This is a genomic window from Streptomyces hygroscopicus subsp. hygroscopicus, assembly GCF_001553455.1.
GTDB lineage: Bacteria > Actinomycetota > Actinomycetes > Streptomycetales > Streptomycetaceae > Streptomyces > Streptomyces hygroscopicus.
Genome location: NZ_BBOX01000065.1, coordinates 14,684 through 39,466, shown reverse-complemented (window position 1 = coordinate 39,466; position 24,783 = coordinate 14,684). Strand labels below are relative to the sequence as shown.

General features: G+C 71.7%; 19 protein-coding genes. 11 read left to right on the top strand and 8 right to left on the bottom strand.

Going from position 1 to position 24,783, the window contains the following annotated elements; translation table 11 throughout:
- Nucleotides 1-67: 67 nt before the first annotated feature.
- The 4 genes from AXW62_RS08280 to rhaI form a co-directional block, all read right to left on the bottom strand.
- Nucleotides 68-820, bottom strand: coding sequence for a (Fe-S)-binding protein (locus AXW62_RS08280; RefSeq protein WP_060943930.1), 753 nt, complete (start codon nucleotides 818-820; stop codon nucleotides 68-70).
- Nucleotides 811-2,343 (bottom strand): rhamnulokinase, encoded by a 1,533-nt coding sequence (locus AXW62_RS08275; protein ID WP_252368537.1) that lies wholly within the window; start codon nucleotides 2,341-2,343, stop codon nucleotides 811-813. Before AXW62_RS08275 ends, AXW62_RS08280 begins: the two co-directional genes overlap by 10 nt.
- Nucleotides 2,344-2,755: 412 nt before the next feature.
- Nucleotides 2,756-4,792, bottom strand: coding sequence for a bifunctional rhamnulose-1-phosphate aldolase/short-chain dehydrogenase (locus AXW62_RS08270; protein ID WP_060943928.1), 2,037 nt, complete (start codon nucleotides 4,790-4,792; stop codon nucleotides 2,756-2,758).
- 43 nt (nucleotides 4,793-4,835) lie between these two features.
- A complete protein-coding gene (gene rhaI / locus AXW62_RS08265) occupies nucleotides 4,836-5,996 on the bottom strand; it encodes an L-rhamnose isomerase (RefSeq protein WP_060943927.1) in 1,161 nt (386 codons plus the stop codon).
- Nucleotides 5,997-6,423: 427 nt separating this feature from the next.
- On the opposite strand from rhaI, the gene AXW62_RS08260 reads away from it, so the two are divergent.
- Nucleotides 6,424-7,443 carry a LacI family DNA-binding transcriptional regulator gene (locus tag AXW62_RS08260; protein ID WP_060943938.1) on the top strand — a complete coding sequence of 340 codons (1,020 nt, stop codon included), beginning with the start codon at nucleotides 6,424-6,426 and terminating at the stop codon, nucleotides 7,441-7,443.
- Nucleotides 7,444-7,853: 410 nt separating this feature from the next.
- Here AXW62_RS08260 and AXW62_RS08255 read toward each other — a convergent pair whose 3' ends face one another.
- Together AXW62_RS08255 and AXW62_RS08250 are read right to left on the bottom strand one after the other, a co-directional pair.
- Nucleotides 7,854-9,041, bottom strand: coding sequence for an NAD(P)-binding domain-containing protein (locus AXW62_RS08255; RefSeq protein ID WP_079115524.1), 1,188 nt, complete (start codon nucleotides 9,039-9,041; stop codon nucleotides 7,854-7,856).
- A 7-nt stretch (nucleotides 9,042-9,048) separates the two neighbouring features.
- A complete protein-coding gene (locus tag AXW62_RS08250; protein ID WP_060943926.1) occupies nucleotides 9,049-9,360 on the bottom strand; it encodes a hypothetical protein in 312 nt (103 codons plus the stop codon).
- A 222-nt stretch (nucleotides 9,361-9,582) separates the two neighbouring features.
- Between AXW62_RS08250 and AXW62_RS08245 the strand changes: the two genes are divergently transcribed.
- The 4 genes from AXW62_RS08245 (at nucleotide 9,583) to AXW62_RS08230 (ending at nucleotide 13,211) form a co-directional block, all read left to right on the top strand.
- Nucleotides 9,583-10,446: a helix-turn-helix domain-containing protein gene (locus AXW62_RS08245; protein ID WP_030831038.1), complete on the top strand. Its 864-nt coding sequence runs from the start codon at nucleotides 9,583-9,585 to the stop codon at nucleotides 10,444-10,446.
- A 1-nt stretch (nucleotide 10,447) separates the two neighbouring features.
- Nucleotides 10,448-10,660, top strand: coding sequence for a DUF397 domain-containing protein (locus AXW62_RS08240; protein WP_174556365.1), 213 nt, complete (start codon nucleotides 10,448-10,450; stop codon nucleotides 10,658-10,660).
- A 495-nt stretch (nucleotides 10,661-11,155) separates the two neighbouring features.
- A complete protein-coding gene (locus tag AXW62_RS08235) occupies nucleotides 11,156-11,788 on the top strand; it encodes a class I SAM-dependent methyltransferase (protein WP_060943925.1) in 633 nt (210 codons plus the stop codon).
- Between the two features lie 298 nt (nucleotides 11,789-12,086).
- A complete protein-coding gene (locus AXW62_RS08230) occupies nucleotides 12,087-13,211 on the top strand; it encodes a 50S ribosomal protein L11 methyltransferase (protein ID WP_060943924.1) in 1,125 nt (374 codons plus the stop codon).
- A gap of 57 nt (nucleotides 13,212-13,268) precedes the next feature.
- Here AXW62_RS08230 and AXW62_RS08225 read toward each other — a convergent pair whose 3' ends face one another.
- Nucleotides 13,269-14,039 carry a polysaccharide deacetylase family protein gene (locus AXW62_RS08225; RefSeq protein WP_060943923.1) on the bottom strand — a complete coding sequence of 257 codons (771 nt, stop codon included), beginning with the start codon at nucleotides 14,037-14,039 and terminating at the stop codon, nucleotides 13,269-13,271.
- A gap of 139 nt (nucleotides 14,040-14,178) precedes the next feature.
- Entirely contained in the window at nucleotides 14,179-15,564 is a 1,386-nt protein-coding gene (locus tag AXW62_RS08220) for a glycoside hydrolase family 10 protein (protein WP_060943922.1), read from the bottom strand.
- Between the two features lie 476 nt (nucleotides 15,565-16,040).
- On the opposite strand from AXW62_RS08220, the gene AXW62_RS08215 reads away from it, so the two are divergent.
- The 6 genes from AXW62_RS08215 (at nucleotide 16,041) to AXW62_RS08190 (ending at nucleotide 24,529) form a co-directional block, all read left to right on the top strand.
- A complete protein-coding gene (locus AXW62_RS08215; RefSeq protein WP_060943921.1) occupies nucleotides 16,041-17,330 on the top strand; it encodes an ABC transporter substrate-binding protein in 1,290 nt (429 codons plus the stop codon).
- A 52-nt stretch (nucleotides 17,331-17,382) separates the two neighbouring features.
- Nucleotides 17,383-18,321, top strand: coding sequence for a carbohydrate ABC transporter permease (locus tag AXW62_RS08210; protein WP_030831014.1), 939 nt, complete (start codon nucleotides 17,383-17,385; stop codon nucleotides 18,319-18,321).
- Between the two features lie 17 nt (nucleotides 18,322-18,338).
- Nucleotides 18,339-19,166 (top strand): carbohydrate ABC transporter permease, encoded by an 828-nt coding sequence (locus AXW62_RS08205; protein ID WP_060943920.1) that lies wholly within the window; start codon nucleotides 18,339-18,341, stop codon nucleotides 19,164-19,166.
- On the top strand, nucleotides 19,163-20,206 hold the full coding sequence (locus AXW62_RS08200; protein WP_060943919.1) for a LacI family DNA-binding transcriptional regulator: 1,044 nt from the start codon (nucleotides 19,163-19,165) through the stop codon (nucleotides 20,204-20,206). The genes AXW62_RS08205 and AXW62_RS08200 overlap by 4 nt, the downstream gene beginning before the upstream one ends.
- A 67-nt stretch (nucleotides 20,207-20,273) precedes the next feature.
- Nucleotides 20,274-22,208, top strand: a complete 1,935-nt coding sequence (locus AXW62_RS08195) for a cellulase family glycosylhydrolase (RefSeq protein ID WP_060943918.1) — start codon at nucleotides 20,274-20,276, stop codon at nucleotides 22,206-22,208.
- A complete protein-coding gene (locus AXW62_RS08190) occupies nucleotides 22,205-24,529 on the top strand; it encodes a glycoside hydrolase family 3 N-terminal domain-containing protein (protein WP_060943917.1) in 2,325 nt (774 codons plus the stop codon). The genes AXW62_RS08195 and AXW62_RS08190 overlap by 4 nt, the downstream gene beginning before the upstream one ends.
- The last annotated feature ends 254 nt before the right edge of the window (nucleotides 24,530-24,783 follow it).

Below are 24,783 nucleotides of genomic sequence, written 5' to 3'. Positions count from 1 at the left end.
CGCTCACCGGGTGTTTCCTTCCGTGCGGGGTTCGGTCACCGGACGCTTCCTCCTCCGCGGGCCGCGCTCACCAGACGTTCCCTTCCGTGCTGGCCAGGATCTCGGCGATGTGGACCGGGCGCACCGTGGAGCCCTGGCGGGCGAGCGTGCCGCCGATGTGCATCTGGCACGAGTTGTCGACCGTGCACACGGCCTCGGCGCCGGTCGCCGTGATGTTGCGCGCCTTGTCCGCCCCCATGGCCGCCGACACGGCCGGGTTCTTGACGGCGAACGTACCGCCGAAGCCACAGCACTCCTCGGCGCCCGGCAGCTCCACCAGGTTCAGCCCCCGCACGGCGGCGAGGAGCGAGCGCGGGCGGTCGCCCAGCCCCAGCATCCGCAGGCCGTGGCAGGTGGGGTGGTAGGTCACGGTGTGCGGGTAGTACGCGCCGACGTCGACGACTTCCAAGACGTCGGTGAGGAATTCGGTGAGTTCATAGGTCTTGGGGACGGCTTCGGCGGCCGCCTCCGCGAGCTCCTGGCCACGGCCCTCGGCGGCGGCCTTGGCGGCGATCCGGGGGTAGTTGTCGCGCACCATCGCCGCACACGACCCCGAGGGGACCACCACGTAGTCGTAACCGCGGAACGCGGCGGCGTAGCGGCGCACCAGCGGTTCGGTCTCGTGGCGGTAGCCGGTGTTGAACTGCGGCTGGCCGCAGCAGCTCTGCGCGTCCGGGAAACCGACCTCCACGCCGAGCCGTTCGAGCAGCGTCACCACGGCCTGGCCGGTGCGCGGATAGAGGGTGTCGTTGACGCAGGTGATGAAGAGCGCTACACGCACGGTTCCTCCTCGTGTCCCTGGCCGCTGGCAGCCTCGGTGACCTGCCCTGTGGCCTGCGCTTCCGCCAGCCGGGCGGCTGCCCGGTCCCACGCTGAACGATCACCTGTGGGCTCATACTGCCTCAGCGGCTGGGTGCTGTGAAGCAGCGCCCGCAGGTCGGCCAGCCCACCGCTGACCGCTCCCGCCGTCCGGGCCTGGACCAGGACGTTCCCGAGAGCCGCCGCCTCGGCCGGGCCCGCGACCACCGGAAGCCCGCAGGCGTCGGCGGTGAGCCGGCACAGCAGGGCGTTGTGGGCGCCGCCGCCGACGATGTGCACCACGTGGACCTTCCGGCCGGACAGCCGCTGGGCGTCCTCGATCGCCCGGCGGTGGGCCAGGGCGAGCGAGTCCAGCACACAGCGGGTGGTCTCGGCGGGGGTGCGCGGGACGGGCTGGCCGGTGCGGCGGCAGGCGTCGGCGATGCGGTCGGGCATGTGGTGCGGCGCGAGGAAGGCGGGGTCGCCGGCGTCGACCACCGAGCGGAGCGGAGGGGCCTCGGCCGCCTCCCGCAGCAGGGCGGTGAGGTCGGTACGGGTGGTCCGGCTGCCCTGGGCGTCCCAGGCTCGTACGCACTCCTGGAGCATCCACAGCCCCATGATGTTGCGCAGATAGCGGACCGTGCCGTCCACCCCGAGTTCATTGGTGAAGTTGGCCGCCCGGCTCGCCTCCGTGAGCACCGGCGCGTCCAGCTCCAGACCGGCCAGGGACCAGGTGCCGGTGGCGATGTACGCGAAGTCACGGGTGGTGGCCGGGACGCCGACGACGGCGGAGGCGGTGTCGTGCGAGCCGACGGCCGTGACGGGGGTGGGGGCGGTGAGGCCCGTCTCGGCCAGCACCTCCTCGCGCAGCGTTCCGGCGGGATCGCCCGGATGGCGCAGCGGAGGGAAGAGCGCGAGGTCGATGCCGAGGGCCTCCGCCACCGGACCGGCCCAGTCGCGGGTGCGGGGGTCGATCAGCTGGGTGGTGGAGGCGTTCGTCAGCTCGGTGCCGGCCTCGCCCGTCAGCCAGTACGAGATGAGGTCGGGGATGAGCAGGAGGCGGTGGGCGGCGGCGAGGGCGGGGGTGCCCCGGGCCGCCATGAGCTGGTAGATCGTGGTGAAGGGGAGGTGCTGGAGGCCGGTGGCGGCGTAGAGGGCCGGGGGCGGGAGCACCGCCGCGACCTTCCCGGCGGTGCCGGCGGTGCGGGTGTCGCGGTAGTGCACGGGGTTGGCGAGGAGTGCGCCGGAGGCGTCCAGCAGGCCGTAGTCGACCGCCCAGGTGTCGATGCCGATGCTGGTCAGACCGGCGCTGTGCGTGGTGCGGGGTGTGGTGCCGGGCGTGGTGCGGGCTGCGGCGTGGGTCGCGGCTGCCCCGAGACCGTCCAGGACACCCTGGTACAGGGACAGGATGTTCCAGTGCAGGGTGCCCATGACCCGGGTGGGCTGGTTGGGGAAGCGGTGCACCTCGTGGAGGGTCAGCCGGCCGGGGGCGACCTCCCCGACCATGACACGGCCGCTGGACGCACCGAGGTCTACGGCGGCGAAGTGGAGTTCTCTGGCGGACACGGGGACCTCGTGGTGGGTGCGGGCAGTGGGATGGCTGGTGGCTGGTGGGTGGCGGGTGCTGCGGTGGCGGGCGGGCTGGCGTGTCGCGGTGGGGGTGGGGCTGGGTGGTACGGCGGTTGGGGGGTGCGGGCGTTCTTCGCGGGTGGGGCCGGGGCCTCCGGGACGGGGCTCCGGACCGTATCTTCACGGCGCCGTATCCACGGGGCCATTGACCGGGAGCACCGGGAGCACCGGGAGCACCGGGGGCGCCGGGAGTGGCGAGGGCCGCCCGTGGGCCGGGCCCGGGCGCCGCGCATACGCGTAAGCGTCCAGAACCCCCGCCCCCTGACGGCCCCGTCCCCTCATGCGCCGGTCAGCGCAGGAACGCCGCCGCCACCCCCGCGTCGACCGGGACGTGCAGCCCCGTGGTGTGCGTCAGATCGCCGCCGACCAGGGCGAAGACCGCGTTCGCCACATGGGAGGGGAGCACCTCGCGCTTGAGCAGGGTGCGTTGGGCGTAGAACTCGCCCAGTTTCTCCTCGGGGACGCCGTAGACCGCCGCGCGCTTCGCGCCCCAGCCGCCCGCGAAGATGCCGCTGCCCTGGACCACGCCATCGGGGTTCACACCGTTGACCCGGATGCCGTGCTCGCCCAGCTCGGCCGCGAGGAGGCGGACCTGGTGTGCCTGGTCGGCCTTGGCCGCCGAGTAGGCGATGTTGTCCGGGCCCGCGAACACCGCGTTCTTGGAGGCGATGTAGACGATGTCGCCGCCCATGTTCTGCGAGATCAGCATGCGGGCCGCTGCGCGTGCGGCCAGGAAGCTGCCGCGCGCCATGACGTCGTGCTGGAGGTCCCAGTCGGCGGCGGTGGTCTCCAGCAGTGGCTTGGACAGGGAGATGCCCGCGTTGTTGACCAGGATGTCCACCCCGCCGAAGTCCAGGGCCGCCTGGTCGAAGGCCGCCCTGATCTGCTCCTCGTCGGTGACGTCCACGGTGACGGCCGTGGCCTTGTCCGGGCCGCCCAGCTCCTGGGCCACGGAGGCGGCGGCCGCCGCGTTGATGTCCGCCACCACCACGCAGGCGCCCTCTGCCGCCAGGCGGTGCGCGATCGCCTTGCCGATGCCCGATCCCGCGCCGGTCACCAGGGCGATCCGGGTGGCCAGGGGCTTGGCCTTCGGCATGCGGCGGAGCTTGGCCTCCTCCAGCGCCCAGTACTCGATGCGGAACTTCTCCGACTCCTCGATGGGCGTGTACGCCGAGACCGACTCGGCGCCGCGCATCACGTTGATCGCGTTGACGTAGAACTCGCCCGCCACCCGGGCGGTCTGCTTGTCCTTGCCGTAGCTGAACATCCCCACCCCGGGGACCAGCACGATCGCCGGGTCCGCGCCGCGCATCGCCGGGGAGTTTGGTGTGGCGTGGCGCTCGTAGTAGGCCGCGTAGTCGGCGCGGTACGCGGTGTGGAGTTCCTCCAGGCGGCTGATCGTCTCGTCGAGCGGCGCGTCCGGAGGGAGGTCCAGGACCAGGGGGCGGACCTTCGTACGGAGGAAGTGGTCCGGGCAGGAGGTGCCGAGCGCGGCCAGGCGCGGGTGTTCGGCGCGCGAGACGAAGTCCAGGACGGTGCCGGAGTCGGTGAAGTGGTGCACCTGGGTGCGGTCCGTGGAGGCCAGGCCGCGGATGACGGGGGCCAGGGCCGCCGCGCGGGCGCGGCGCTCGGGCTCGGTGAGGGTGGGGTGGACGACGGGGCCGAACGGGTCGGCCTTGCCGCGCGTGGCGAGGAACTCCTCCGCGGTGCGGATGATGTGCAGCGAGTTGGCCTCGCATGCGGCGGAGGTGTCGCCCCAGGCGGTGATGCCGTGGCCGCCGAGGACACAGCCGATGGCCTGCGGGTTGGCCTTCTTGAGGGCGGCGATGTCCAGGCCCAGCTGGAAGCCGGGGCGGCGCCAGGGCACCCAGATCACCTGGTTGCCGAAACACTCCTCGGTGAGCGCCTCGCCGTCCGCCGCGCAGGCCAGCGCGATCCCGGAGTCGGGGTGGAGGTGGTCGACGTGGGCGGCGTCGACCAGGCCGTGCATGGCGGTGTCGATGGACGGCGCGGCGCCGCCCTTGCCGTGCAGGCAGTAGTCGAAGGCCGCGACCATCTCGTCCTCGCGGTCCACCCCGGGGTAGACCCCGGTGAGCGCCCGGAGGCGGTCCAGGCGGAGTGCGGCGAGTCCGAAGTGGGTGAGGGTGCCCAGGTCGCCGCCGGAGCCCTTGACCCACATCAGCTCGACGTCCTGGCCCGTGACGGGGTCGGGGGCGGTGCCCTTGGCGGAGGTGTTCCCGCCCGCGTAGTTGGTGTTGCGCGGATCGGCGCCGAGGCGGTGTGAGCGCTCCAGCAGCGCGGCCGCCTCGGGGTGCGGTGGTGTCATGTCGTCCTCTGCGTGTGGTGGTCTGTCATCGGTGGGCCGCCCGCTACGCTCCCCAGCCCGCCTGCTCTCCTCCGACGCGCTCGGCCACGATCCGCTCCGCCCAGCCGGAGGCCCGGTACGCCGCCATCGGGTCGGGGTCGATGCCCAGTTCCTCGCGCACCTCGGCGAGCAGGGGGCGGACATCGGTGTTGTACGCGTCCATCAGGACCGCGTTGGCATCGAGGACATCGCCCGAACGCTGGGCGGCGGCGAGGGCGTCCCGGTCGACCAGAAGGGCCTTGGCGGTGGCTTCCTGGACGTTCATGACGGAGCGGATGATCGCCGGGATCTTGGGCTCGATGTTGTGGCACTGGTCGAGCATGAACGCGACCCCCGAGGTCAGCCCGCCGCCACGGACCACCTCGTACATGATCCGGAAGAGCTGGAAGGGGTCGGCCGCGCCCACCATCAGGTCGTCGTCCGCGTAGAAGCGGGAGTTGAAGTCGAAGGCGCCGAGTTTCCCCTCGCGCAGCAGGAGCGCGACGATGAACTCGATGTTGGTGCCCGGGGCGTGGTGGCCGGTGTCCACGCAGACCTGGGCCCGGGGACCGAGCCGGAGGCAGTGGGCGTAGGCGGTGCCCCAGTCGGGGACGTCCGTGGTGTAGAAGGCGGGCTCGAAGAACTTGTACTCCAGCAGCATCCGCTGGTCCTCGCCCAGGCGGTCGTAGACCGCGCCCAGCGCCTCGGCGAGGCGGTCCTGGCGGGCGGCGATGTCGTCCTGGCCGGGGTAGTTGGTGCCGTCGGAGAACCAGAGCTTGAGGTCGCGGGAGCCTGTGGCGTCCATGATGTCCACGCATTCCAGGAGGTGGTCCAGCGCCTTGCGGCGGACCGCCGGGTCGGGGTGGGTGACCGAGCCCAGCTTGTAGTCGTCGTCCTGGAAGACGTTGGCGTTGACGGCGCCCAGTCTCAGGCCGCGCTCCTTCGCGTACCTGGCGAGCGCCCCGTAGTCCTCGACCGTGTCCCAGGGGATGTGCAGGGCCACGGTCGGGGCGACCCCGGTGAACGCGTGCACCTGGGCGGCGTCGTCCAGCTTCTCCTGGGGGGAGCGGGGGACGCCGGGCTGGGCGAAGACCTTGAAGCGGGTTCCGGAGTTGCCGTACGCCCATGACGGCGTCTCGACCGCCTGGCTCTTGAGGGCCGCCTTCACGGCCGGAACGTCAGACATGGGTCTCCTTGGCGTGAAACGATTCAAGAAACCTAGCCGCGCGGCCGACCGGGAGTCAAGAAGCGGTGGGTGCCCGAGCCGACCGCGCACACCGCGCGGCCGTCGAACAGACACCCGAAAGCACCGTAGTTGAACGTCGCTGAGGTGTCCCGTGCCCACCCCCTTGACGGCCGTACGGGGCAGGGCTAGCTTCCCGGAATCCGTCTTGAAACATTTCATTTGTGTGCGCTGGGTACGTGTCAGGAGACTCCGTGAGCCAGCCTGCTTCGACCGGTGTGCCGGTCCTCGCCCTCGAGGGGTGAGACACCGCTCCCCGGCGGTCCGAGCGGTGCGGCCCGGTCCTGACCGACCGGTCGAACAGGGCACTACGATGGTCCCGCGGCCGCGGTGGGTCGCGGGAAGGCGGATGGTCGGGGTCGTGGGACGCATGGTGGGGATCAAGGACGTCGCGCGGCAGGCGGGAGTGTCGGTCGGCACCGTGTCGAATGTGATCAACCGACCGGAGATGGTCGCCGAGACCACCCGCGACCGGGTACAGGCCGTGATCGAGCGGCTGGGTTACGTCCGCCAGGAGTCCGCCCGTCAGCTGCGGGCCGGGCGCAGCCGCATCATCGCGCTGTTGGTGCTGGACATGGCGAACCCGTTCTTCGTGGAGGTGGCGCGGGGCGCGGAGCGGGCGGCGCGGGAGGCGGGGCTGGGGGTGATGGTGTGCAACAGCGCGCAGAGCCTCGAGGAGGAGGCCGACTACCTCGGCCTCTTCGCCGAGCACCGGGTGCGGGGGGTGCTGGTCACCCCGGCCGATGTCACCGGCACCAACCTGGAGGGATTCCGGCGCCATGACATCCCGTTCGTCTTCGTGGACCGCGAGGTGCCCAGCGGCGACGCCTGCTCGGTCTCGGTCGACGACGTCGAGGGCGGAACGCTCGCCGGGCGCCACCTGATCGCCCAGGGCCACCGCTCCGTGGTCTACGTCAGCGGCCCGATGCAGCTCCCGCAGTGCCAGGACCGGCGCGCCGGGCTGCTCGCCGCGTTCGCGGAGGAGGGGCTGCCCGCGGAGGCGATGGTGCACATCGAGGCCGAGCGGCTGGACGTGGCGTCGGGCCGGGACGCGGGCGCGCGGCTGCTGGGCATCTCACCCCGGCCGACGGCGGTGTTCTGCGCCAACGACCTGCTGGCGCTGGGCGTGCTCCAGGCGCTCTTCGCGGCCGGGGTGTCGGTGCCGGGGGAGGTTGCGCTGGTGGGGTACGACGACATCGAGTTCGCGGCGGCGGCCGCGGTGCCGCTCACCTCGGTACGGCAACCCGCGTTCCGGATGGGGCGTGCGGCGGCGGAGCTGCTGATCGAGGAGACCGGTGAGGGGGCGGACGGCCATCAGCACCGGCGGATCGTCCTCCAGCCGGAACTGGTGGTCAGGGACTCGACGTTCGCGCCCAGACCGGCGGGGTGACGCGGAGCCCGCGGGGTGCGGGGCGCGTGTTCCGGCTCGGGTAACGGTGACCTGTGTTCCGGCTCGGTACGGTGCCCCGTGTTCTCGGTTCGGGTGCGGTGCCCCGTGTTCTCGGCTTGGATGCGGTGCCCGCGTACGTGGTGTTCGTGCGGGTGGTGTTCGCGACGGCCGTCTCTTCGCCACGCCACCGGGACCGCCCACCCGCTGCCCGCGCACGTGGTGTTCGTAATGGCCGTCTCTTGGCCGTGCAGCCGGACCGTCTGCCCGCTGTGTGTGCACGTGGGGTGTTCGTGCGGGTGGTGTTCGCGACGGCCGTCTCTTGGCCGCGCCACCGGGACCGTCTATCCGCTGTCCGCGTCCGCGCACATGCCGGGCCCGTGCGTCGGTGCCCCGCGCACCTGCCGGGCCCGTTACGAGGAAGACGCCAGAGCCGGGCCCCGACCGGCGGCCTCCGGAGCCGGGGCGGGAACCGAGCCGGGGGTGGTCGCTGGGCCGGGGGCGGTGGCCGGGCCCGGCACCGGGATGCGGCCGGACGCCGAAGCCCCGTTCAGCAGCGCCTGGATGTCCCGGACGGCGGCCCGGCCCGCCCGGTTGGCGCCGACCGTGCTGGCCGACGGCCCGTAGCCGACCAGATGCACCCGTGGATCGCGGACCGCCCTGGTCCCCTCGACGGCGATCCCGCCACCCGGCTCGCGCAGCCTCAGCGGGGCGAGGTGGTCGATCGCGGCGCGGAAACCGGTGGCCCAGAGGATGGTGTCCGCCGCCACCTGGCGCCCGTCCGCCCAGGCCACCCCGTCCGGGGTGATGCGCTCGAACATCGGCAGCCGGTCGAGTATCCCCTGCTCACGGGCGCGCAGCATCGCCTCCGTCAGGGGCAGCCCGGTCACGGACACCACACTCCGCGGCGGCAGGCCCTGCCGTACCCGCTGCTCGACCATCGCCACGGCCTCCCGCCCCTGCACCTCGCCGAACGGCCCCTCGCGGAACACCGGCGGGCGCCGGGTCACCCAGGTCGTCTCGGCCGCCACCTCCGCGATCTCCAGCAGATGCTGCACCCCCGAGGCGCCGCCTCCGACGACGATCACCCGCCGCCCCGCGAACGCCCCGGGCCCCGGGTACTGGGCGGTGTGGAGTTGCCGTCCCCGGAAGGTGTCCTGTCCGGGGTAGCGCGGCCAGAACGGCCGGTCCCAGGTCCCGGTCGCATTGATCAGCGCCCGCGCGGACCACGTCCCGGCCGAGGTCTCGACGCGTAGTCGGCCGTCGTCGCCCTCCCGTACGGCGGCGACGTGCACGGGCCGGACGACCCGCAGGTCGAAGGCGCGCTCGTACCGTGCGAAGTACGCGGGGATCACCTCGGACGAGGGCCGCTCGGCGTCCGCCTCGTCGCTGGTCAGCCGCATACCGGGCAGGTCGTACATCCCGTGCACCTTGCCGTACGTCAGGGACGGCCACCGGAACTGCCACGCCCCGCCGGGCGCGGGCGAGTGGTCGAGCACCACGAAGCCCGGTCCCGGCTCGTACCCGGCCCGCCGCAGGTGATAGGCCCCGGACAGGCCCGCCTGCCCGGCACCGATGACCACGACCTCCACGTTGTTCATGCTTCTACTAACTCTGCTCGGCCGTGGTCTCTTCCCCGTCCTCCAGCCGCCGCCCCCGGCTCTCGGCCACCCGCAGCGCGTCATGCAGCGCCTCGGCGAGCCGATGCCCCACGAAGCGGAGTTCACGGGCGCCGGCTCGGTGGTCCCGGAGCAGGGGCCGCGCGTGTCCGAGGAGATCGGCCCCGGTGCGGAGCTGTACGGCTTCCATCTCGTCGGCCAGCCGCGACAGGTAGCTGGTGCCGGTGTCGTCGGTGACGAGGTAGCAGGGCTGCCCGTTCAGTCCGGGCCAGGGCAGCAGACGGGGGCGTGACGAAGGCATGAGGGCTCCATGGCGTTCCGAGGTTCGACTACCGCGAGTGATGAAGCGGTGGCGGAAACAGCTTCATGGTCGTGAGAGTTGCTGTGCAAGAGCGATTGAATTTCTCGCTTGAGATGGCATATGTGACCGAGTGGGCTGTTGTCACAACAAAGGTGACTCTCGATGACAGACTCGGATCTCGCGCCACGGCATGGCAGGCTCGATCCACCGGGAGGCATACTCATGGCAGCACCAACGGGGCCCACAGTCCGTCGCATGCAACTCGGCTGGGAGCTCAAGCGGTTGAGGGATAAGGCCGGATTCACTCTCGCGGAGGCGGTGGACGGGTTGACGTTCTCCCCCTCGAAGCTCCATCGGGTCGAGAACGGGCTGACAGGTCTCAAAACCGCCGCGGAGTTGCGAGCCCTTCTGGATCGCTACGGCGTCGAGGATGGCGAGGATGTGGATTTCTTGATCGAGATCCATCGAGACTCGCTCAACCGTGGTTGGTGGTCGATCTATCGCAGCGTTCTGCCGTCCGGTATGGGGATGTACATCGGGTTGGAGAGTGGCGCTCGAAGTGTCCGGGCCTGGCAACCGAGCGTGGTGCTGGGGCTGTTACAGACCGAGCGCTATGCCCGTGAACTGCTCCAGGCGGCCAAGCCCGTAGAAGAGACGACCACCGAGTTCGTCGAGCGGCACATCCAGATCCGGATGGAACGCAAGAAGGCTCTCACGCGCAGAAACAACCCGTTGGAGCTTTGGGTCATCCAGGAGGAAGCAACGCTGCGACGGGTGGTGGGCAGCCCGGAGGTGATGCGCGAGCAGTATGAGGAGATCCTGGCGTTCACGCAGCTCGACCACGTGACCGTGCAGATCCTCCCGATGGCTACGGTCACGTACCGTCCCGGCTCCAACTTCACCCTCCTGGAGTTCGGTTCCCCGCTGCCGACGGTCGTGCAAAGCGATGTCGCCGACGGGTCCGATATCAGCGACAAGGACACAACGATCTGGTCTTTCTCCCGCAGATTCGAGGGCTTGCGCGCGGCGGCTCTCGCTCCGAACGAGACACCGGCATTCCTGCAACGACTAGCACGAGAGGTCTGACATGACTCACCGCATAGCGCCCGACATCGCGCCGGAGCGCGCATGGTTCAAGTCCTCCCACAGCGAGGCTAACGGCACCGCGTGCGTCGAGATTGCCCACCTCCCCGACATCGCCCGGGTCGGCATCCGCGACTCCAAGGACAAGGGCGGTCCCGTTCTGGTCGTGACGGCCGGGGCCTGGGCCGAGTTCGTGGCCGCAGTGCGCACGGTCTGACGGCGCCGGGAGCGGGCGACCAGGAGCGGGTGCCGGGGACGGGCGGCCGGGCGCGGGTATCGTCTCGCGCCTTCGGCGCCGTTGAGCAGCGGGGCAGGGGGTGGAGGGCTCGGCGCCGTCGCCGGGCCCGGGTCCGTGGAGGCGGAGCCGGGCGGCGGCTTCCGACCTCCGGGGCAGGGTCCATCCGGACTGCGGGCCGGTGGAGCGGGCCTCCCTCCCGGTACCCTCTCTGAAAAACGCTTGATCTGACGCAACTAATGTGTCAAACGTTTTCCAGGGGTACCCCACCCCCCGCCGCAGTCCGGACCGGTCCTCACCATGGGCCGACGGCGGCCGCCACCGGGCCTCGCCCCCACCGGCCCGGTGGTCGGCGACGGAGCCTGGCCAGGGCACCCCCGGACCCATGCTCAAAGGCGCCGAAGGCGCGGACGGCGCCGCATCGACGCGCGAAAACCGTTCGCGGAACGCACCGGCCCCCAACTACCGTGCTGCGCCGTGGACATCAACGACCCCAAGGATCTGGTCAGGCGCGGGTACGACGCGCTCTCCCGCCACTACGAGCAATCCTTCACCGCCGAGACGAAGTACCAGCCCTGGCTCGGCACCCTCCAGCAGCGCATCCCGGCCGGTGCCACCGTGCTGGACCTGGGGTGCGGCACCGGCATACCGGTCGCCCGGGTGCTGAGCGGCGCGGGGCACCGCGTCACCGGCGTCGACATCAGTGAGGTGCAGATCCGCCGGGCGCGGGAGCTGGTGCCGGAGGCCGAGTTCCGTCAAGCCGACGCCACGGCCGTGGAGTTCCCGGCCGCCTCCTTCGACGCCGTGGTATCCCTCTACGCCCTGATCCACATTCCGCTCGAAGAACAGCCTCCCCTTCTCGCGAAGATCGCCAGCTGGCTCCGCCCCGGCGGCTGGTTCCTGGGCACCACCGGACACAGCGCCTGGACCGGAACCGACGACAACTGGCTCGGCGGCGGTACCACGATGTGGTGGAGCCACGCCGACGCCGCGACCTACCGGACCTGGCTCACCGAGGCCGGGCTGGCCGTCCAGCAGGAGGAGTTCGTTCCCGAGGGCGACAGCGGCCACGCGCTGTTCTGGGCGCGGCGCCCGCATGCGGGGGAGTGACGCGCGGAGCGGAAACTGGCCGGCTCCGAAAGAAGCGCCGTGCCGTGGTGACCCCACCACGGCACGGCGCTTCTGCTTTCGTTCCCCTGATCGCGAGCATGTCAATTCACCGGACGCAGTCTCTCGCATTTGAATAATTGAATCTTAGGTTATAAGCGTTCACGGATCATTTCTGGCCACGTGAACTGATCTTTGATCGCGATATCGGCCCATGGTTGAGCCGAACTCCTAGGGCTTTCCATTGTCTTTACCTGGCAGGCTGCTCGGAACGACCACCCCCCAGGGAAAAGGACGGAGAATGCCCAACTCTTATGTGTCCGAGTTAGCGGCGCCCGGTCGCACGATTCCGGTGCGCGCCTGCCACTACGAGTCGAACCCGCCGGTCATGCTGTTCCCTTCCGTCGGTGAGTACCCGGTGTACGACGACTTCGTGTACGACATGATGCTCAAGGACGAGGACCGGGTGGGCCGGTACGCCGCAGCCGTCCCGCGCTACGCCCCCGGCCGGACGGTGCTCGACATCGGCACGGGGCAGGACGCGGTGTGGGCGCTGGCCGCCGCCCGTGCCGGGGCGCGGCACGTGTGGGCCGTGGAGGTCATGCCCAAGCCCGCGGAGATCGCCCGGAAGGTCATCGAGGAGGCGGGTTTCGCCGACCGGATCACCGTGATCGAGGGCCTGTCCACCGAGATCGAGCTGCCCGAACGCGTCGATATGTGCGTCTCCGAGATCATCGGCACACTCGGTGGCTCCGAGGGGGCGGGCTCGGTGCTGCGGGACGCGCGGGAACGCCTGGTGAAGCCCAACGGGCTGTTCATTCCGCACCGCAGCGCCACCACGGCTGTCGCCTTGGACCTGGGCAGCGCCACGGGGGGCGAACCGCCCGGTTTCCCCCCGGCCGTCTTCCGTTTCGTGGAGAACGTATTCGCCGCCGTGGGCCGCCCCTTCGACCTGCGGGTGTGTCTCGCCGGGCTGCAGGAGAGCCCGGAGGTGCGGGAGCGGTCGTACCTGTCCGACGCCGTTGAGGTGGAGCCGCTGGAGTTCAACGGCGACCTGCGGCCCGAGGGCGTCGACCGCGCCGAGCTGACGTTCACCCGGCCGGGCCACTTCTCCGGGCTCGCGCTGGGGGTGCGGCTGTGGGCGGCCGAGGACGACGTGCCGATCGACTCGCTGCACAACTGGAGCAGTTGGACCCCCGTCTACGCCCCGCTGTCGGAGACGGGCCTGCCGGTGCAGCCGGGCGACCGGTTCACGTTCGAGTTCACCACGACGATGAGCGACGACGGTGTGCACCCCGACTACGCGCTCACCGGCGAACTGCACCGTGACGGAGGTCCGGCGGTGCCGTTGCGGTGGCGCTCGGCACACCATCCCGAGAGCTTCCGCGAAACGCCTTTCCACCGCTGGGTGTTCCCCGAAGCCTGACAGCCAGTCATGTCCGGGTGACCGCCCGCGGAGCAGGCGGTCACCCGGACCCGGCGCTCAGGGAGCCGTGACGACCGCGCCGCCGCCCGCGCCGGCCGTGATCCTGCCGGGGCACAGCCCCCGGGCCGCGAGCCCGCTGAGGATCTGCGGCACGGCGCCGACGGTGGTCTGGTAGCCACCGTCGTGCATGAGGATGATGCTTCCCGCCCGCATGGTGGCGGCGGCCTGGACGATCTGCTGGGTACTGGCCCCGTTCCAGTCCTGGGAGTCCACGCTCCACAGCACCTCGGTCAGCCCCAGACGAGCCTCGTCGGACCTGACCTGAGCGTTGGTCTCGCCGTAGGGCGGCCGGAACAGGGCGGGTGTCTGCCCGGTGATGCGCTGGATGGTGTTCTGGGCGCCCGCGATCTCGTTGTACGCCGCCGGTTCGCCGATCTGGGTGAGATGCGGATGCGTCATGGTGTGGTTGGCGATCCACATGCCCGCCGCCTGCTCGGCCCGGAGCAGGTCCGGGTACTGCTCGGCGTGCTGCCCCCAGATGAAGAAGGTGGCCTTGGCGCCGCCCGCCCGCAGGGCCGTGAGCAGCGCCTGGGTCGACGCCGGATTCGGTCCGTCGTCGTACGTGAGGCCGACGTATCCGCCTGGGCAGTTGGCCCAGGCCGCCTCGGCGCCCGCGGCGGTGTGCGTGGCCGCCGGGGACGGGGCGGCGGAGAACGCCGCCAGGGCGGCCGTGGCCGCGGCGACGAGGGCGATCCGCAGGCGGGCGCGTGGGCTCCGGCCCGCCCGGTCGCGGGCCCTTGTTCCGCCGGATTCTCTTCCTCCGGGCATGTCTCCTCCTGGTGTGCGGGTGCGGGTGCGGGTGCGGGTGCGGGTGCGAGTGCGGACGTGGCCGTGGGGCGGGCGGCACGGCGGCGAGGAGCCGCCGTGCCGTGGGTGCGCCACCGCCGGGCAGCGCCCGCCGGCCGGGCTACGAGGCCGTGCAGGAGCCGATGGTGGGCGCGGACCAGTCCCCGTTCGCCATGACCGTGAAGCCGAAACTGGTCGACGCTCCGGCGCCCAGGTTGCCGTTGCCGTTGGGCTTCATCGTCATGACCTTGCCACTGCTGTCCCAGCTGGGGCTGCCGTTCCAGGTGGCGGAGACGGTCTGCGCGGAACGCAGGGTCACCGTGACCGTCCATCCGCTGATGGCGGAACTGCCCGCCCGCACCGTCACCTGGCCGTTGAAACGGTCGCCCCACCGCTGGGTCTCGGCGTACGACACGGTGCACGACCGGCCACCGCCACCGCCACCGCCACCGTCTCCGCCGCCGCCGAGCGCCGCCAGCACCGCGTCGTACGCGGGCTTCTTGCCGTAGTTGTCGTCGAACAGCAGCGGAGTGCCGCTGGCGCGCCACGAGTACTTGTCGGGGATGCCCCATACGGTGATGCCGGTGCAGCGGGACACGGCCAGGCACGCCTGCGTGACCCGGCGGTAGCTGTCGGCCTGGGCGGAGCCGGAACCCTCGATGTCCAGCTCGGTGATCTGCACGTCGACGCCGAGGTCGGCGAAGCGCTGGAGGTTCTGCTGGTAGTCGCCGGGGACCGGGGACTGGCTGTTGAAGTGCGACTGGAAGCCGACGCAGTCGATCGGGACACCGCGCGCCTTGAAGTCCTTCACCATGGCGTAGACCGCGTTGCTCTTCGCGTTCTGACCGTCGGTGTTGTAGTCGTTGTAGCAGAGTTTGGCGTTGGGGTCGGCCGCACGGGCGGTGCGGAACGCCTCCTCGATGAAGCCGTCGCCCAGCTTGTCCTGGAACGGTGAACTGCGCCGCGCGCCGCTGCCGCCGTCCTGGAACGCCTCGTTGACCACGTCCCAGGCGTAGATCTTGCCCTGGTAGTGCTGCATCACCTTGGTGATGTGGTTGTTCATCGCCGACCGCAGATCGGTGGCGCCCAGACCGCCGACCCAGCCCGGCAGTTGGGAGTGCCAGACCAGGGTGTGGCCGCGGATCTTCATGCTCTTGCCCTGGGCGTGGCTGACGATCTGGTCGGCGGCGCCGAAGTTGAACGAGTTCCGGGAGCTTTCGACGGACTCCCACTTCATCTCGTTCTCGGGTGTGACGGCGTTGAACTCGGTGTCCAGCGTGGCGGCGTACTGTCCTTCACCGAGGTGGTTGGCTGCCACGGCGGCACCGAAGTAGCGGCCCTTGGCGGCCGCCGCGCCGCCGAGGGTGCTCGCGGCGCTCGCGGTACCGGCCAGGGTGAGGACGCCGGCGGCGGTGAGGAGACCGGCGACACCGAGGGTGAACGCCCTGCGGACGGGTAACCGAGGACGCTGATCCGCGCGCTCCTCATGACAGGCATCGATGACCATTGCTGTCCCTTCTTCCGGGGGCCGGACGTTGTCGAGCGGACCGTCCGGCCGTGCTGGGGTGCACTGTGTCGCGGCGCTGCCGACCCGCCGCCGGGCTGGTGGCCGGGCGACGGCGGTGTGCCGATGGGCAACGATCGATGCGGAGTATGCTGCGGGACTGACGCAACGTCAACGCTTTCTTCCGGAACTATTCCGGTAGGAATGCCTGCTGACGCTCCTCCGGCTTTCCGCTGTGAACTGCGATGTTGTGGCGTGGGGAGAGGGGCGTCGAAGACGAAGAGGATCTCTCGGGGCCCGCGTCCGAAAAGTTTTCGGTGCGCGGATGAGGCGTTGTCGGCGCCCCGGCGGCTGCGCGTCGGGCCGCCGGTCCACCTCCCGGCAGGGGCTTGACCGGACGCGAAGCGGCTCCTACAGTCCTCACACCCTCGAGGTAGATCGATTAACCACTCGTTAACCGCCTGGTTGGAGACCCCGCAGTGCACTCACCGCTGACTCGGCGCGGCTTCCTCGCCGCCGGTTCCGGCGCCGCCGCCGCGACCGTCCTGCCTGGCCTGTCCGGCTGCTCCGCACTGACCGGCGCGGACTCCGATCCCCACACCCTCGTCGTGCACAGCCAGCTGGGCACCACCGCCCCGGGATCGCCCACCTACCTCGCGGCCCTGGACCGGTTCCGCAAGGAGAACCCGGGACTCAAGGTCAAGAACCTCATCAACGGCGACGACCTCGCGCAGGTCTACGAGACCTCGCGGCTGGCCCGCAAGGAGCCCGACGTCGTCATGGTCAACCTCTACGACAAGACGCTGGCCTGGACGGACGTCGGCGCCACGGTCGACGTCAAGGACCACCTCGACGCATGGGGCCTGCGCGAGCGGGTGCTCCCCCAGGCCCTCGCCGCGTGGACCGACGCCAAGGGCAGGCTGCGCGCCTTCCCCTACTTCGCCACCAACTGGCCCATCGCCTACAACCGGGCCCTGCTGGACCGGGCGGGTGTCGACGCGATACCCACCACGGGCGACGAACTGATCAGCGCGGCCCGCAAACTGCGCGCCAAGGGCATCGCGCCGGTCACCGTCGGCGGCAACGACTGGACCGGGCAGAAACTGCTCGCCCAGATCATCCAGACCTTCCTGACCGAGGACGAGGCCCGGCACGCCTACTCCACGGGCGACTTCGGCAGCAGGGGCGCCCGGGAGGGCATCGACTACTTCGTGACGCTGCGGGACGCGGGCGTCTTCGCCGACAAGGCGCAGGGCCTCACCTCCGACACGATGACCACGCAGTTCAACACGCGGGCCGCGGCGATCGAGTCGGCGATGTCCTCGGCGCTGGCGAAGGTGCCCGCGGACGTGGCCCGGCACACCGAGGTCGGCGGCTGGCCACTGGCCGGCGGCGCCGCGCACGACAAGCCCACCATCCTGCGGACGTACACCCTGATCGGGTTCTGGATCAGCCCGAACGGCACCAAGAAGATCGACGCCGTCGAGAAGTTCGTGCGCTTCATGTACCGCCCCGACACCGTCTCCCGGTTCATCGAGGAGAGCGGCCGTGACATGGCGCTGCGCTCCGACGCCGTCAGTACGGATTTCCCGCTGGTGGCCGCCGCGCAGCGGCTGGGCTCCGAGGTGAGCCAGGTACTGCTGCCCGATGTGTACGTCCCGCCCGCCGCCGCCCAGCCGCTGATCACCGCGACCAGCACGTCCTTCACCCGTGGCACCAGCGCCGCGAAGGTCCGCGCCGCGCTGGAAACCGCGTACCGGTCCGCGTGAACCGCCCGCCCACTCGCTCGGACCCCGAGCCCGATCCCACGGAAGCCACCCCATGACGACATGGACGCCGACTCCGGGCGGGGCCGCGATACGCCACCCCGCGCCGCCCTCCGCCCCGACCCCCTCACGCATGCCCCGGCAGGGCGGCACGATCCTCGCCGTCCCCGCGCTGGTCTGGTACGTGATCTTCATGGTCGGCCCGGTGGCCGCCATCTTCGTGATCGCCGCCCTGCACTGGCCGGGGATGCTCCAGCCGGTGTCCTTCGCCGGTCTGGACAACGTCCGCACGGTCCTGGACGACCCCGTCTTCTGGGACGCGGTGCGCAACACCGCCGTCCAACTGGCGGTGGCGCTGCCGATCATGATCGTATGCGCCTACATGCTGGGCTACTACGTGGCACAGCGGCCGCCCGGCCACCGCGTCATCCGCTATCTGCTGTTCATCCCCGGGCTGATCTCCACCCCCGCCAAGGCGATGGTGTTCTATGCGGCGCTGTCCCCGGACGGGCTGGCCAACGGCGCGCTGCGGTCCGCCGGGCTCGGTTCGCTCACCGACGCCTGGCTGGCCTCTCCCTCCACGGCCCTGGCCTGCCTCATCGCCCTGGACGTGTGGAGCGGAATCGGCTTCACCGCCGTCCTGTTCGCCGCCCGGCTCGGCAGCGTCCCCGAAGACCTCGGCGAGGCGGCGCAGCTGGACGGGGCCGGGCACTGGCGGACCATGTGGCGCATCCACTTCCCCGTGATCCGCGACTACGTCGGCGTCGTCACCATGCTGCAGTTCCTGTGGACCCTCTTCGGTTCGGCGCAGCACGTCCTGCTGCTCACCCAGGGCGGCCCCGGCAGCTCGTCGACGACCCTCTCGTTCCTCGTCTACCAGAAGGCGTTCATCGCGGCCGACCTGGGTTACAGCCAGACCGTCGGCGTCATCCTCTTCCTGGCCGGGCTCGTCGGGCTGCTCACCATCCGCCGCGTGTTCCGCCAGAACTACTGACCGGAAGGCGGCCCACCATGAAACCCGGCAAACGCTGGCTGCCCGCACACCTGCTGGTGTGGACCTACGCGGTGCTGCTGATCGTGCCCCTGTACTACTTCCTCGCCTCCGCGTTCAAGAGCAACGAGGAGATCTTCGCCCACCCCTTCGCGCTGCCCACCTCCTTCGGCTTCGACAACTTCCGGACCGCCTACCGGGGCGCCGATCTGGGACCGGCCGTCGTCAACTCGGCGCTGGTGACGGTCCTCGCGCTGGTGCTGACGCTGCTGCTGGCGCTGCCCGCCGCGTTCGCCCTCGCCCGGTCGGCCGGACGGCTGGCGTCGGCGATGGAGAAGGTGTTCTCGCTCGGTTTCCTGGTCCCGACGTTCGCGGCGCTCTTCCCGACGTTCCTGCTCGCCGCCGCGACCGGGCTGTTCCACACCCGCGCCTTCATGGTGATCTTCCTGCCGGCGACGGCGATGCCGCTGTCGGTGGTGATCCTGGTGCAGTTCATGCGGACCATCCCGAGGGAGATGGAGGAGGCCGCCCGGATGGACGGAGCGTCCACCTACGCGGTGCTGCGGCACATCTACACACCCATGTGCCTGCCCGGCATCGCCACCGTCCTCCTGCTGAACTTCCTCACGTTCTGGAACGAGTACCTGTACTCGCTCGTCATCATCGGCCCCGATCCCGAACAGCGCACCGTGCAGGTGGCCCTGCCCACGCTCAAGGCCATCACCGGCACCGACTACGGTGTTCTCACCGCCGGCACCGTACTGACCCTGGTACCCGTCTGGGTCGTCTACACGGTGCTGCAGAAGCGCATGCAGGAGGCACTGGTCAACGGGGCGGTGAAGATGTGAGCGCGCCCACCGGGAAGCCGGGGCGACGCCCCACCATCAAGGAGGTGGCGGCCGCCGCCGGAGTGTCCACCGCGGCCGTGTCCCAGGCGTTCAACGACAAGGGCCGGCTGGCGGAGACGACCAGGCGGCGCATCCTGGACACCGCTGTGGAACTCGGCTGGTCGCCGAGCGCCTCCGCCGCCGCCCTGCGCAGCGCCCGTACCCGCACCCTGGCGCTCGTCGTCAGGCGTCCCACCGATGTGCTCGGCGCGGACCCGCACTTCAGCGAACTGATCACCGGCATCGAGGGCGAACTGGCGCCGCGCGGCTACGGCCTGCTGCTGCACCTGGTCGCCGGGGCACAGGAGGAGAACGCCCTCTACAAGCGGCTGGCGGCGGAAGGCCGCGTCGACGGGGCCGTGCTCACCGACGCCCGTGCGGACGACCCGCGCCCCGCCCTGCTGGCCCGCCTCGGCCTGCCCGCGGTGCTGCTCGGTCCCCCCGACCGGTCCGCCTCGGTGCCGCGCGTCGGCCTGCGCCACCAGGGCGCCGCCGTCGAGGAGGTCGTCCGCCACCTGGTCGGACTCGGACACCGGCGCATCGCCTACGTGGCCGGCCCCGCCGACCTGCAACACACCCGGCTGCGCGGCGGTGTCTTCGAGACGGCCCTGAAGGAGGCGGGCCTGCGGCCCTACGCGGTGCTGCACACCGACTTCACCGAAGTGTCCGCCGTCGCCGCGACCCGGGCGCTGCTGGACACCGCCGACCGTGCCACGGCGATCGTCTACGCCAACGACTCCATGGCGATGTGCGGCGTCGGCGCGGCCCGCCGCGCCGGTCTGCGGATCCCGGAGGACCTGTCGGTGGTGGGCCACGACAACCTGCCGCTCGGCCGCTGGCTGCACCCCCGGCTCACCACGGTCGACCAGCAGGTGCAGCGGGTCGGCGCGGCGGCGGCCCGGCTGCTGCTCGCCCGCTGCGGCGAGGACGTCGAGGAGACGGTGCTGGAGGACCGGCCGCGCCTGGTCGTCCGCGAGTCCACCGGACCCGCCCCCGCCTGAAGCCCACCGCTCACCGGTATCCGCGCCCGCCCCCGCACCCCCACACCATCGAGACCCGAGAAGGACCATGCGACGCCACAGCGCCCAGCTCACCCACCACCCCGCCGTCCTGCCCTGGCTCGGCGCCAACTTCTGGTCCCGCACCGGCGGGCCGCTGATGTGGCGCGACTACGACCCGCAGACGGTCCGCGAGGAACTGCGGGTGCTGCGCGAGCACGGCCTGACGATGACCCGGTCGTTCTTCTACTGGCCCGACTTCCACCCGGAGCCCCACCGCGTCGACGAGACGCTGTGCGAACGCTTCCGCGACTTCCTCGACGCGCACACCGAGACGGACATGGGGACGGTGCCCACCTTCATCGTCGGACACATGTCGGGCGAGAACTGGGACCCGGCCTGGCGCGGGGGCCGCGATCTGTACGAGGACGTGTGGATGGTCGGCCGCCAGGCGTGGTTCGCCTCCCAGATGACCCGCCGCTTCACGGACCACCCGGCGGTCACCGGCTGGCTCATCACCAACGAGATGCCCGGATACGGCCGGATCTACCAGGTGGACCCGCCCTCCTCCGAGGTGGTCACGGCCTGGGCACAGGCCATGTGCAACGCGGTACGGGCGGCCGGCGCCACCCAGCCCGTCTCCCTCGGCGACGGCGCGTGGGGCATCGAGGTCACCGGCCGCGACAACGGCTTCTCGCTGCGCGAGACCGCCGAGTACGTCGACTTCGTCGGCCCGCACGTGTACCGCTCCGACACCGACCGGCCCCGCCAGCACCTGCGCGCCGCCTTCGAATGCGAACTGGCCTCGGTCACCGGGCAGCCCGTCGTACTGGAGGAGTTCGGCCTGTCCACGGACACCGTGTCCGCCGCGAACGCGGCGGTCTACTACCGGCAGACCCTGCACAACTCCCTGCTCGGCGGGGCGACGGGCTGGATCGCCTGGAACAACACCGACTACGACGGCCTGTGGGACCGCTCGCCCTACGACCACCACCCCTTCGAGATGCACTTCGGCATCACCGACAGCACCGGAGCCCCCAAGGCCCCGCTGCTCGAACTCGCCGCGTTCGCCGAGACGCTCAAGGCCGTGGACTTCGCGCACTGCCGGCGTGCCGACGCCGACGCGGCGCTGGTGGTGCCCGCCTTCCTGGAGCGCGGCTACCCCTACAGCAGGCCCGCCGACCGCCCGCTGATCTTCACTTCCCTGCACCAGAGCTATGTCGCCACCCGCGCCGCCGACCTGCCGGTGGGCTTCACCCGGGAGGCCGACGGCCTGCCCGGCGACGCGGCCCTGTATCTGCTGCCCGCCACCCGTCAGCTCACCACCCGCACCCGGCGCGCGCTCGAACGCCGTGCCCACGAAGGCGCCACGGTCTACCTCTCGTTCTGCTCCGGTGAACACCCCGGGACCCGCGGCCCGTGGTTCGACGACCTGGACGGGCTGTTCGGCGTGGAACTCCAGCTCTCCTACGGGGTCGCCGAGCCCATCGAGGACGACGTGGTGGAGATGACGTTCACCGCCGACTTCGGCGGGCTGACGGCCGGGGACACCCTCCGCTTCCCCGTCGCGGGCAACGAGGACAGCCGGGCCTATCTGCCGGTCGTCGCCGGGGACGCCCGGGTGGTGGCCGTCGACGCCCACGGCCGGCCCGCCCTCCTGGTGCGCGACACCGGGCGCGGCCGCACCGTCCTGGCCACCTACCCCCTGGAGCACATGGCCGCCCGCACCGCGCGGGCCAACCCCGAGGACACCCACCGCCTGTACGCGGCGCTCGCCGAGGTCGCCGGGGTCCGCCGCCCGGTGACCGTCGACTGCCCGCACATCGGCGCGGACCTCCTGCTCCACCAGGACGGACGCCGTTTCGTGTGGCTGGTCAGCCAGAGCCCCGAGGAGCTCACCGTCCGCCCCGCCGCCGACGGCACGCTGCGCGACCTCGCGTCCGGCGCGCCGGTCACGGACGTCACGCTCGACCCGTACGGAGTGCGCGTCCTGGAGCTGACATGACCGCACACCTCTACCGCGACCCCTCCGCGCCGGTGCCGGAGCGGGTCCGCGACCTGCTGGGGCGCATGACGCTCACCGAGAAGGTCGGCCAGGTCAACCAGCGCATGTACGGCTGGCACGCCTACGAGCGGCACGACGGCGGCCACCGGCTCACCGACGCCTTCCGCGCCGAGGTCGCCGCGTACGACGGGATGGGAGCCCTGTACGGGCTGCAGCGGGCGGACGCGTGGTCCGGCGTCGGGCTCGCGGACGGCATCACGGCGGCGGACGGGGCCGGTGTCGCGGACCTGGTGCAGCGGCACGTGGTGGAGAACACCCGGCTGGGCATACCGTTGCTGTTCACCGAGGAGATGCCGCACGGCCATCAGGCCCTGGACGGCACCGTGCTGCCGGTCAACCTCGCCGTCGGCGCCACCTGGGACCCCGCCCTGTACGAGGCCGCCGCGGCCGGGGTCGCCGCGGAACTGCGGGCCCGCGGCGGCCACGTGGCGCTGGTCTCCGCCCTCGACCTGGTGCGCGACCCGCGCTGGGGCCGCGCGGAGGAGTGCTTCGGCGAGGACCCGTATCTGGCGTCCGAGTTCACCGGGGCGCTGGTGCGGGGCGCGCGCTCGGCCGGAGTGGCCATCGTGCTCAAGCACTTCGCCGGCCAGGGGGCCACCGTCGGCGGACGCAACAGCGCGGCCACCGAACTGGGCGCCCGCGAACTGCACGAGATCCACCTGGCGGCGGCGCGGGCCGGGGTGCGCGCCGGCGCCGCCGGGGTGATGGCGGCCTACAACGAGTTCGACGGTCTGCCCTGTGTGGCCAGCCGGACGCTGCTGACCGGGCTGCTGCGGGAGCAATGGGCGTTCGACGGGCTCGTCATGGCGGACGGTGGCGCCGTGGACCGCCTGGTCAGAATCACCGGGGACCCGGTGGCCGCGGGCGCCCGCGCGCTGAACGCCGGATGTGATCTGAGCCTGTGGGACGCCTGCTTCCCCCGGCTGGCCGAGGCGGTCGACCGGGGGCTCGTCGCGGAGCGGACCCTGGACACCGCCGTGGCCCGGGTCCTGGCGCTGAAGTTCCGCCTGGGCCTGTTCGAGCAGCCCTACCGCACCACCGCGCCACCGGAACCGCGCTCCGGTCCACGCGCGGAACCACGCCCCGCCCCACGCGCGGAACCGTGCTCCGGCCCACGCGCGCTGAGCGAACGCCTCGCCCGCGCGTCCATCACCCTGCTCGCCCACGACGGGGCCGTCCTGCCGCTCGCGCCATCGACCCGGCGGATCGCCGTCCTCGGCCCGAACGCCGACTCGATCGCCCAGCAGACCGGCGACTACACCGCGCCGCAGCGGCCCGGCTCCCACCACGTCACGGTCCTGGACGGCATCCGGTCGGCCGCCCCGCCGGACGCCGAGATCACCCATGCGCCGGGGTGCGATCTGGTCGGCGGAGACCTCTCCGGCCTGCCCGGAGCGGTGGCGCTGGCGGCGGCGGCGGACGTCGCGGTGCTCGTCCTGGGCGGCTCCAGCGCCCGGTCGGACGACACCTCCTTCGACACCAACGGCGCGGCCGTGGTGACGTCCGCCGACCTCGTCGGCATGACCTGCGGCGAAGGCGTCGACCTGGCCGATCTGTCCCTTCCCGCAGGGCAGTTGGCGCTCCTGGACGCCGTGGCGGCCACCGGCGTACCGGTCGTCGTCGTCCTGGTCCAGGGCCGTCCGCACGCCCTGCCCGACCTCTCCGGTACGGCCGCGGCGGTGCTGAGCGCCTGGTACCCGGGCCCCTGGGGCGGACGGGCCGTCGCCGACGTGCTGTTCGGCGCGGCCGAGCCCGAGGGGCGGCTGCCGGTGTCGGTACCGCGGTCGGCCGCGCAGCTGCCGGTGTTCTACAACGCCAAGGACCACGGGTATCGCGGCTATGTGGACCAGCCCGCCGGCGGCCGGTACCCCTTCGGCCACGGCCTGTCGTACACCACGGTGGAGTACGCCCCGCCACGGCTCTCCCGCGCCCGGGTGACCCTGGACGATCCCGCCCTCACCTGCCGGGTCACCGTGCGCAACACCGGGGCACGGCCGGTGCGCGAGACGGTCCAGCTCTACGTACGGCGGCTGTCGGGTGGTTCCTCCTGGCCCCGCGTCCGTGAACTGCGCGGATTCGTCCGCCTCGGCCTGAGCCCGGGGGAGCGGGCCGAGGCCGTGTTCGCGATCGGCGCCGACACCCTCGCCTCCGTCACCCGGGACCTCCGGCTCGCCGTCGAACCCGGGGAACTCCTCCTGGAGACCGGGCCCTCCTCCGCCGGGACCCGGGGCGCACGGCTGGTGATCGCGCCACCGAACTGACCACTCCTCGACAGGACCGGCCGCCGCGCCGTCGCCGCCGGGCACCGGGAGATCCGCGACGACACGGCGGACCGGCCCCTGTCCGCCCGGCCACGAACCGGGCCGACAGGGGCCCGGCTCGTGGCCGGGGCGAGGGCCGCCGCGGGGACAGCCGCGCTGTTCAGGCCGCGGGTCGGCCGCTAGTCTGTCCCGCTGTAGCGGGCCGGTCTCGCTCCGTGCCGCGCGTCAGCATGCCGTGTGGCTTCCCCACACGG